The 9,580-nt window shown below is 41.4% G+C and carries 4 protein-coding genes, 19 tRNA genes, 2 rRNA genes and 1 riboswitch; of the genes, 22 read left to right on the top strand and 3 right to left on the bottom strand.

Features of this window, described 5'->3' with window-relative positions; all coding sequences use genetic code 11:
* The 22 genes from HMPREF9707_RS04220 to metK form a co-directional block, all read left to right on the top strand.
* Window positions 1-2,234 (top strand): 23S ribosomal RNA (locus HMPREF9707_RS04220); the annotation flags it as partial.
* Window positions 2,235-2,310: 76 nt separating this feature from the next.
* Window positions 2,311-2,426, top strand: a 5S ribosomal RNA gene (gene rrf / locus HMPREF9707_RS04215).
* Between the two features lie 15 nt (window positions 2,427-2,441).
* A tRNA-Val gene (locus HMPREF9707_RS04210) sits at window positions 2,442-2,514 on the top strand.
* 10 nt (window positions 2,515-2,524) lie between these two features.
* Window positions 2,525-2,597: transfer RNA gene (locus tag HMPREF9707_RS04205), tRNA-Lys, on the top strand.
* 54 nt (window positions 2,598-2,651) lie between these two features.
* A tRNA-Leu gene (locus tag HMPREF9707_RS04200) sits at window positions 2,652-2,733 on the top strand.
* A gap of 15 nt (window positions 2,734-2,748) precedes the next feature.
* Window positions 2,749-2,821 (top strand) — tRNA-Thr (locus tag HMPREF9707_RS04195).
* Between the two features lie 6 nt (window positions 2,822-2,827).
* Window positions 2,828-2,899 (top strand) — tRNA-Gly (locus tag HMPREF9707_RS04190).
* Between the two features lie 28 nt (window positions 2,900-2,927).
* Window positions 2,928-3,013: transfer RNA gene (locus tag HMPREF9707_RS04185), tRNA-Leu, on the top strand.
* Between the two features lie 30 nt (window positions 3,014-3,043).
* Window positions 3,044-3,117 (top strand) — tRNA-Arg (locus HMPREF9707_RS04180).
* A 5-nt stretch (window positions 3,118-3,122) separates the two neighbouring features.
* A tRNA-Pro gene (locus tag HMPREF9707_RS04175) sits at window positions 3,123-3,196 on the top strand.
* A gap of 5 nt (window positions 3,197-3,201) precedes the next feature.
* Window positions 3,202-3,274: transfer RNA gene (locus HMPREF9707_RS04170), tRNA-Ala, on the top strand.
* Window positions 3,275-3,286: 12 nt separating this feature from the next.
* A tRNA-Met gene (locus HMPREF9707_RS04165) sits at window positions 3,287-3,360 on the top strand.
* Window positions 3,361-3,370: 10 nt separating this feature from the next.
* Window positions 3,371-3,444: transfer RNA gene (locus tag HMPREF9707_RS04160), tRNA-Ile, on the top strand.
* A gap of 32 nt (window positions 3,445-3,476) precedes the next feature.
* A tRNA-Ser gene (locus HMPREF9707_RS04155) sits at window positions 3,477-3,566 on the top strand.
* A gap of 10 nt (window positions 3,567-3,576) precedes the next feature.
* A tRNA-Met gene (locus HMPREF9707_RS04150) sits at window positions 3,577-3,649 on the top strand.
* 11 nt (window positions 3,650-3,660) lie between these two features.
* A tRNA-Gly gene (locus HMPREF9707_RS04145) sits at window positions 3,661-3,731 on the top strand.
* A 13-nt stretch (window positions 3,732-3,744) separates the two neighbouring features.
* A tRNA-Ile gene (locus tag HMPREF9707_RS04140) sits at window positions 3,745-3,818 on the top strand.
* Between the two features lie 20 nt (window positions 3,819-3,838).
* Window positions 3,839-3,928, top strand: a tRNA-Ser gene (locus tag HMPREF9707_RS04135).
* A 121-nt stretch (window positions 3,929-4,049) separates the two neighbouring features.
* Window positions 4,050-4,121: transfer RNA gene (locus HMPREF9707_RS04130), tRNA-Glu, on the top strand.
* A gap of 19 nt (window positions 4,122-4,140) precedes the next feature.
* Window positions 4,141-4,213 (top strand) — tRNA-Asp (locus HMPREF9707_RS04125).
* Between the two features lie 7 nt (window positions 4,214-4,220).
* A tRNA-Gly gene (locus HMPREF9707_RS04120) sits at window positions 4,221-4,291 on the top strand.
* A gap of 1,036 nt (window positions 4,292-5,327) precedes the next feature.
* Window positions 5,328-5,415: riboswitch (SMK box riboswitch) on the top strand.
* The gene (gene metK, locus HMPREF9707_RS04110) at window positions 5,413-6,597 is read left to right on the top strand and encodes a methionine adenosyltransferase (RefSeq protein WP_006701447.1); all 1,185 of its coding nucleotides are present in this window, start codon (window positions 5,413-5,415) and stop codon (window positions 6,595-6,597) included. Its footprint overlaps the riboswitch before it by 3 nt.
* 64 nt (window positions 6,598-6,661) lie before the next feature.
* Here metK and HMPREF9707_RS04105 read toward each other — a convergent pair whose 3' ends face one another.
* From HMPREF9707_RS04105 to mnmM, 3 genes are all read right to left on the bottom strand, one after another.
* On the bottom strand, window positions 6,662-7,552 hold the full coding sequence (locus tag HMPREF9707_RS04105; protein ID WP_006701446.1) for an FMN-binding protein: 891 nt from the start codon (window positions 7,550-7,552) through the stop codon (window positions 6,662-6,664).
* A gap of 20 nt (window positions 7,553-7,572) precedes the next feature.
* A complete protein-coding gene (locus tag HMPREF9707_RS04100; RefSeq protein ID WP_006701445.1) occupies window positions 7,573-8,904 on the bottom strand; it encodes a ferredoxin reductase domain-containing protein in 1,332 nt (443 codons plus the stop codon).
* A 96-nt stretch (window positions 8,905-9,000) separates the two neighbouring features.
* Entirely contained in the window at window positions 9,001-9,570 is a 570-nt protein-coding gene (mnmM, locus tag HMPREF9707_RS04095) for a tRNA 5-(aminomethyl)-2-thiouridylate-methyltransferase MnmM (RefSeq protein ID WP_006701444.1), read from the bottom strand.
* Between the last annotated feature and the right edge of the window lie 10 nt (window positions 9,571-9,580).

Genomic DNA, 9,580 nt, shown 5'->3' with positions numbered 1-9,580 from the left:
GAGCCGTAGCGAAAGCGAGTCTGAATAGGGCGAGGAGTCAATGGTTGTCGACCCGAAACCAAGTGACCTACCCATGTGCAGGTTGAAGGTGCGGTAAGACGCACTGGAGGACCGAACCAGGATACGTTGAAAAGTATTTGGATGACGTGTGGGTAGCGGAGAAATTCCAATCGAACTTGGAGATAGCTGGTTCTCTCCGAAATATATTTAGGTATAGCCTCAAAGTGAGAGCGATGGAGGTAGAGCACTGTTTGAATGCGGGGGCCTTATGGTTTACCAAGTTCAGATAAACTCCGAATGCCATTGTCTTATCTTTGGGAGTCAGACTGCGAGTGATAAGATCCGTAGTCAAAAGGGAAACAGCCCAGACCACCAGCTAAGGTCCCTAAGTATCAGTTAAGTGGAAAAGGATGTGGAGTTGCCCAGACAACTAGGAGGTTGGCTTAGAAGCAGCCACCCTTGAAAGAGTGCGTAATAGCTCACTAGTCGAGTGACTCTGCGCCGAAAATGTACCGGGGCTAAACTGAACACCGAAGCTGTGGATCCGTAAGGATGGTAGGAGAGCGTTCTATAGGCGGTGAAGCCATACCGTGAGGAGTGGTGGAGCGTATAGAAGTGAGAATGCCGGTATGAGTAGCGCAAGACGGGTGAGAATCCCGTCCACCGAAAGACTAAGGTTTCCTGGGGAAGGCTCGTCCGCCCAGGGTTAGTCGGGACCTAAGCTGAAGCCGATAGGTATAGGCGATGGATAACAGGTAGAGATTCCTGTACTTGGATTAAACGATTGAGTGATGGAGGGACACAGGAGGTTGTGTTCATCGCCCTGATGGAATAGGGCGTCCAAGCACCGAGCTTTGTCATGAGTGAAATGCTTATGGCTGATGGGTAAGGTGTGATGGGGAGCGAAGTATAGTAGCGAAGTGAATAGATCAAACTGTCGAGAAAAGCTTCTAGCGAGTTTAACCAACCCGTACCGAGAACCGACACAGGTAGTCAAGTGGAGAACACTCAGGTGAGCGAGCGAACCCTCGTTAAGGAACTCGGCAAAATGACCCCGTAACTTCGGGAGAAGGGGTGCTGACGTATGTCAGCCGCAGTGAATAGGCCCAAGCGACTGTTTATCAAAAACACAGGTCTCTGCCAAACCGAAAGGTGACGTATAGGGGCTGACGCCTGCCCGGTGCTGGAAGGTTAAAAGGAGTGCTTAGCTTCGGCGAAGGTACGAATTGAAGCCCCAGTAAACGGCGGCCGTAACTATAACGGTCCTAAGGTAGCGAAATTCCTTGTCGGGTAAGTTCCGACCCGCACGAAAGGCGTAACGATTTGGGCACTGTCTCAACGAGGGACTCGGTGAAATTATAGTACCGGTGAAGATGCCGGTTACCCGCGACAGGACGGAAAGACCCCATGGAGCTTCACTGCAACTTGATATTGAGTGATTGTTTGTCATGTACAGGATAGGTAGGAGCCTAGGAACTGTGGTCGTCAGATTACAGGGAGGCGTTGGTGGGATACTACCCTTGACAGATGGTCCCTCTAACTCGCGTGTAGCACACGGAAGACAGTGTCAGGTGGGCAGTTTGACTGGGGCGGTCGCCTCCTAAAGCGTAGCGGAGGCGCCCAAAGGTTCCCTCAGAATGGTTGGAAATCATTCGCAGAGCGCAAAGGCAGAAGGGAGCTTGACTGCGAGACCTACAAGTCGAGCAGGGACGAAAGTCGGGCTTAGTGATCCGGTGGTACCGTATGGAAGGGCCATCGCTCAACGGATAAAAGCTACCCTGGGGATAACAGGCTTATCTCCCCCAAGAGTTCACATCGACGGGGAGGTTTGGCACCTCGATGTCGGCTCATCGCATCCTGGGGCTGAAGTCGGTCCCAAGGGTTGGGCTGTTCGCCCATTAAAGCGGTACGCGAGCTGGGTTCAGAACGTCGTGAGACAGTTCGGTCCCTATCCGTCGCGGGCGTAGGAAATTTGAGAAGAGCCATCCTTAGTACGAGAGGACCGGGATGGACGCACCGCTGGTGTACCAGTTGTTCCGCCAGGAGCATTGCTGGGTAGCTATGTGCGGGATGGATAAGCGCTGAAAGCATCTAAGTGCGAAGCCAGCTTCAAGATGAGATTTCCCATTCGTAAGAAGTAAGACCCCTGAGAGACGATCAGGTAGATAGGCTAGAAGTGGAAGTGCAGTGATGTATGGAGCGGACTAGTACTAATCGGTCGAGGACTTAACCACGAGTCAGTTAGTTTTAGGTCACTTTTGGAAGAGATATTCAGTTTTGAGTGGACAAAGGTTCATTCAGATAATTTAGTGTGGTGATGGTTGCAAGAAGGACACACCTGTTCCCATCCCGAACACAGCAGTTAAGCTTCTTAGCGCCGATGGTAGTTGGACCTTGGGTCCTGTGAGAGTAGGTCGTCGCCACGCTGAATTATTTTATACGGAGGATTAGCTCAGCTGGGAGAGCATCTGCCTTACAAGCAGAGGGTCGGCGGTTCGATCCCGTCATCCTCCACTTATAATCTGACTCGTTAGCTCAGGTGGTAGAGCAACTGACTTTTAATCAGTGGGTCGCAGGTTCGAGTCCTGCACGGGTCATTACTATTAATCAAGTTAATAGTACAATATGCCAAGCTTTTACAGCATTATCAAGCGGGTGTGGCGGAATTGGCAGACGCACTAGATTTAGGATCTAGCGCTTTCGGGCGTGGGGGTTCAAGTCCCTTCACCCGCATAATAATTTAATCAAGCCGGCTTAGCTCAGTTGGTAGAGCATCTGATTTGTAATCAGAGGGTCGAGGGTTCAAGTCCTTTAGCCGGCATAATACGCGGAAATAGCTCAGTGGTAGAGCACAACCTTGCCAAGGTTGGGGTCGCGGGTTCGAACCCCGTTTTCCGCTTTGCCAAGTGTGTTTCATACGGCTTATTGCCGGGGTGGCGGAATTGGCAGACGCACAGGACTTAAAATCCTGCGGAGAGTGATCTCCGTGCCGGTTCGACTCCGGCCCTCGGCATACACCTGCTTTATTTAATTTAATACTTATGCACCCTTAGCTCAATTGGATAGAGTACTTGACTACGAATCAAGCGGTTGCAGGTTCGACTCCTGCAGGGTGTGTACTCCGGGAAGTAGCTCAGCTTGGTAGAGCACTTGGTTTGGGACCAAGGGGTCGCAGGTTCGAATCCTGTCTTCCCGATTGATGGGGAATTAGCTCAGCTGGGAGAGCGCCTGCTTTGCACGCAGGAGGTCAGCGGTTCGATCCCGCTATTCTCCATTTTGTTAATATGGCGGTGTAGCTCAGCTGGCTAGAGCGTCCGGTTCATACCCGGGAGGTCATGGGTTCGATCCCCTTCGCCGCTATTGTGATTTTGGACCTTTAGCTCAGTTGGTTAGAGCAGGCGGCTCATAACCGTCTTGTCGTAGGTTCGAGTCCTACAAGGTCCATTAAGGGTCTGAAAAAATTATTGTATTATTATGGAGGATTACCCAAGTCTGGCTGAAGGGGTCGGTCTTGAAAACCGAAAGGCGGGTCAAACCGTGCGGGGGTTCGAATCCCTCATCCTCCTTTTTTATTATCGCGGGGTGGAGAAGCTGGCATCTCGTCGGGCTCATAACCCGAAGGTCGTAGGTTCGAATCCTACCCCCGCAATTTTTTATTTTGCGGGTGTAGTTTAGTGGTAAAACTACAGCCTTCCAAGCTGTTGTCGCGAGTTCGATTCTCGTCACCCGCTTTTTTTCTATAATGGGCCTGTAGCTCAGCTGGTTAGAGCGCACCCCTGATAAGGGTGAGGTCGGTGGTTCGAGTCCACTCAGGCCCATTGCTTATATCTTGGATTTTGGGGAAGTACTCAAGAGGCTGAAGAGGTGCCCCTGCTAAGGGCATAGGTCGCATTTACGCGGCGCGAGGGTTCAAATCCCTCCTTCTCCGTTGTAATTATATTAAGGTCCGTTGGTCAAGTGGTTAGCTGTTAACTGCTAAGCATAACCAATCTGGAGCTAACCTTAGTGCAGTTAACGATAAGCACTTCCTTATAAAAACATTTTTTTAAGGTCCGTTGGTCAAGTGGTTAAGACACCGCCCTTTCACGGCGGTAACACGGGTTCGAATCCCGTACGGATCATTTTAATCTATTTTATCTAGGTCCGGTGGTGTAGTGGTTAACATGCTTGCCTGTCACGCAGGAGATCGCGGGTTCGAGTCCCGTCCGGACCGTTTTTATGCGGGTGTAGTTTAGTGGTAAAACTACAGCCTTCCAAGCTGTTGTCGCGAGTTCGATTCTCGTCACCCGCTTATCACGAGTAGGGTATTTTAAGAAGCCGTTAGGCTTTTTTATTTTGTTATTTTTTTAATCAAAAGAGAGGGTTAGTGAAAGATTTGTGCTTTCACTAACCCTCTTTTTGAATGGATAAATCAGTTTAGTAATAATAGGCAATGGCGTATAGTAATGTAATAATGGTACTGATAGAACAGAGATAATAATGTTTATGATTCATTTGAACTTCATTTTTAACTGGATTGACAATGGGTACTAGCAGAAATACGGATAACAATACAAATATAATCTGTGCGAGGTAATAGAATGTGGATGGTAAACTTAAGTATACCCCTAAACTAACGGCGATAAACGAACTGATAATCATTATACGATTAATCATTTTTGGTTGAATCGCAGGGGTTAAGTATTTATAATAACAGCACATATTGTAAGAACTTAAGCTAATCGCAAACTGAATAAAAACTAATGGAATAAAAGCTATTAATTGCTCTTTTGGTAGACTGTGTATTTGAGAATATAAGGCTATACAATTAAGGATGAATCCGTTAAACATTACCTTTAAGATTATTTGGTAAATTGTCCCTGAAAAATTAAATGGGAAATATTGTAGATGAATAAAGGCTACATACATAAATAAAAGTAGGTTGATTCGCCAATTCATCCTAAAAAATAGTGTGAGTAAAGCAATAGTTAAGATTGCTTCCGAAATAATCAAAAAGATGTTTAGTTTAGGATGATCATAATATCGATCTGTTTTTAAATGAAAAAGATAGTGAGTAGTCTCGGCACCCATCACCATTACACAAAGTAATATAGATGTCATAAAATTAAATACATTTGAAGTGAAATACCCATAAATAAGGCCAAACAAAACTGTTGATAAGGGATATAACAATAATTTTGTTATAGGTAATTGTAATGTTTTAATTATATTTTTCATAAATTCCCTTTCTTGGTGAATATGTTATGTATATCTTATCTAATATTTGAGTTTGATACAAGATTCAAACCTCATTTACTAGATTATTCATATACGCAGTGTTATAATTCATATGTTACACATCATTATTCCCGATAGGGATTCAATTTAATTGAATGTTGCCTTGTAACCAATATATAAATGGGGGAAAATACATTGAATAAAAATTATTTATTTACATCGGAATCTGTCACTGAAGGACATCCCGATAAAGTAGCAGATCAAATTAGCGATGCTATCTTAGACGCCATTTTAGAGCAAGATCCAAATGCACGGGTAGCATGTGAGACAGCTGTTAATACCGGTCTAGTACTTGTTTTTGGAGAAATTACTACAACAGCGTATGTTGATATTCAATCCATCGTTAGAGAGACCATCCGAGAGATTGGCTATGAAAATTTCAAATATGGATTTGATGCTGATAATGTAGCTGTGTTGGTATCTATTGATGAACAATCACCTGATATTGCGCAAGGGGTAGACCATGCATTAGAATCTCGAGCAGCAGATTCTGAACAGTTAATTGGTGCAGGAGACCAGGGAATTATGTTTGGCTATGCAACTGATGATACGAAAGAATATATTCCTTTAACTGTCTTACTCAGCCACAAATTAGCAGAACGCCTTGCTTTTGTACGTAAATCTGGAATTGTACCTTATTTAGGACCAGATGGTAAGACACAAGTTACCTTTGAATTTGATGAACATCGTCGGCCGATTCGTATCGATAACTTAGTAATTAGTGCTCAACATGCTGAAGAGGTTACATTAGAGCAAGTTCGCAAAGATATTATCCAACATGTAATCGAACCGATTGTATATGAGAAATGGTTAGATGATGAAACACGTATTTTTATTAATCCGACCGGTAAATTTGTTATTGGAGGTCCAGTAGGCGATTCGGGATTAACAGGGCGTAAAATCATCGTAGATACTTATGGGGGTGTTGCACACCATGGAGGAGGAGCATTTTCAGGGAAAGACTGCACCAAAGTTGACCGTTCTGCATCATATGCAGCCCGCTATATTGCTAAAAACTTAGTGGCAGCCGGTGTGGCTAAGGAACTTGAGATTCAGCTTGCTTATGCGATTGGAGTTAGTGAGCCTACGAGTATTTATGTGAATACATATAATTCGGCTCAGTACCCAGATGAGGTAATTATCAAATTGATTCGTGATCTTTTTGATTTAACGCCAAATGGAATTATATCAATGCTAGATTTACGTCAACCACGTTATCGTAAGACAGCAGCTTATGGTCATTTCGGACGCAATCTACCAGAGTTTACTTGGGAAAAACTTGATAAAGTTGATGTTATTAAGGATTACCTTGCTAAATAATAATCAAACAAAAATAACGGCATGCCAATTAAAGCACGCCGCTATTTTTGATTTAATGAGATGTTTAACGACTTTGATTGATAGCATCCTCAACTGCTTCGATAATAGCTTCAGCTAATGAAGTTGGTTGACTTAAATTCAATTGAGTAGAGTTTGAGTTAATAATTGATTGAGAGATTAACTGGTATGTTTTATTTTTTGCCATTTGATCAGAATTAATATTTAAAAATTTAATAGATTTAATTTGTGCATCTTTAAGTGTAACTTCGACTTCAACTTCATGATGATCTTTCTTTGATTTACCCGTATATTTTCCGTTTGATATGGTAGTTTCGGGTTCAATCGTCGTTGCTAGGTCATCTTCTTCGCTGGATTCTTCCTCAGTTATTTCATTCGTTTCGTTGGTTGCTTCAAGTGAGGTAGATTCAGCAGATGTTTCTTCGACATTACTTGTTTCTTCAGTTTCTTCAGTTTTTTCGATAACCTTAGTTGTTTCATCTTCTGTGACTGCGGTTGTTGTAGGAGTTACTTGTTGATCGATGGCAGCAGGCTGTTCTAGTGCTTGACGAACCGATGCTTTAATTAATTCAATTAAAGGTCGTGAATCAAGGGTTTCTCCCTCAATATCGGGGGAATTTGCCATTACAATTAATGATGGGAAATGCTTGATAATTTTTTCAGCATCCTCTGCTTCGCTAGCATAGTCTAGCACTTGAACATCCTCAATTTGTCGGTCATGGACGGATACTTTAACATTAACGTAGTCCGAATCTTCTTTTGCGAGACCAAAGTATATCCCATCATCATACTGAGGGTGATTATTGATGACTTCAATAATATCTGAACCATTATCTATTGATTTAAACGATATTTTATCTGTATAAAATAGTAGTGTAGCAACCCATAAAATGATACTTAGGATAAGAACATTTAGTATTGTTTTTGATTTATTCATTGGATTTATCCTCCTATTCTCTAGTATTCAGTAAAAATATGTTTCTCTGAAACATTCATTTGTTGCAAGAATGTTTCGGTTGCTTGAACAAAGGTTTTTGGGCCACTAATTATAAAGGACGTTGTATCTAGATCATTGTTATTTAAAAGTTGTTCAAGATAAGTTGCATCGATAAATCCATAATCATACTGGGTTGTTTTTTCATTCGTTAAAATAATTCGATAATTAAAATTTAAGAAAGTCTCTTTAAGTGTATTGAGTATATCAAGCAAATAAATATCTTCCTCAGATGTGAGACTCCAAATTAATGTGATTGGTTGTTCTGATTTTTCTTGATATAGTAGTTGTTGAATCAAGCTTAAACCAGAGAATATCCCACTTCCCGCTGTGAATAGATATAGACTTCGGGCTTGGTTCTTAAGAATATTTCTAGCTTCATTTTGATTAGGGCCTTCTAATATAACATTATCCCCTTGGGATATATTGTTTTGAAAGACTTGTTCTGGTGTTGAGTCCTTAACAACAAAACGCAGTTGATTTCCAGCAAATGAGTCGGGTAACGTGTAAGCTTTTAAAGGATTATCAGTTATGATTTTATTTCCTTGTTTAAAGCGAATGTTAAAAATATCACCTGGCTGATATTGATTGAGTTGTGCATCATTGGATTGAGTGGTAATCAAGTAATGTTGCGCAGTGATTCGGGTGCTATCAATTAATTTATATTTTGGTGATGTATAGGACTGGAATGTTTTAAAAGCATAGACGCCAAGAATAATTAGTGAGTATAAATTAATAAACGTCATAAACAAATTATTTTGGTTATAGAGTGGAATGAGTGTGATATGGAAGTAAGCCACTAAAGTAGCAATAACAACCACGCGACTCATCCAAAGGTCAATAAAATGACTAAAACGACTAGCGGTTATTTTTTTGAGTTTGTTACGAGCAATTCCAAATGATTGAGGAGAAAAAATTATTGTTAAAAGTACGATGGTTACTAATAGGACTAGACTAATATAGCCTAAAATAGATGAAATACTATCTAGTATTAACGTTGGGATAGCTAATCTAGTAAGTAAGTGAATGGCTACAAATACAAATAGTAAAACAAAGAAACCTGTGAGGATATCTTTTTGATGTTCCTCAGTTATTTTTTTTCGGAGCCATTTTAGTGGGGTGCTTAGAAAGGCAATCATTAATAATAGGACATAACTGTAAATACCTGAAGTAAGCGCAAGTAATTCCACCATGGTTAAAGGATTGGATTGTCTTAAAACGGCAGCAAATAATGTAATAAACATGAAGACAGTGATAATAGGTAAAAACCATTGATATCTATTTTTATGAGTCATAATAAACCTCTTTTCTTAAAATCATGAATCTCCTATGACTAATTTTACCATAATTTATACAAGATTACATTGAAACGATGTTTGAAGATATTGATACTAGATGCGCTCGATAGCTAATAATTCCGGCGGGTTATTTTTTTGATTAAGTGCATGATAGTGATATATGTGATATTCTTGTTGATCGATTGTTTTAAGGTAATTTAATAGTTGTTCCTTTTCGACTTGTCCTTCGGGATGACCGGAGTATATGACAATGATTACCCGACCTTTTCGAACAAGTTTTGACATAATTTGTTGAAGAGCATTTAATGTTGATTGAGAGCGGGTTGTAATTTGATGATTGCCCCCAGGAAGATATCCGAGATTGAAAATTGCACCGTGAATTAACGAATTTGTGTCGAGATAATCGAACAAAGTATCATGGGAACCATGAATAAATTGATAAGAAGCGGAAGTAGTCTGAAGTTGATTGATTCGTTGATAGGAGCTAAGAATCGCTTTAGTTTGAATATCAAAAGATAATAATCGACCTTTAAAGTTTTTATTACTTAATATAAAATAACTATCATGTCCGTTTCCTAGCGTTGCATCGATAAAAAATCCTGATGGGAATCGATTGATTGTTTTTTCAAGAAGTTGATGACTAAATCGCATAGCATTGAGCATAAAAATCCCT

The sequence above is a fragment of the Falseniella ignava CCUG 37419 genome (genome assembly GCF_000301055.1).
GTDB lineage: Bacteria > Bacillota > Bacilli > Lactobacillales > Aerococcaceae > Falseniella > Falseniella ignava.
Note: the sequence above shows the minus strand (reverse complement) of the source record. Positions and strands in the feature narration are given on the sequence as shown.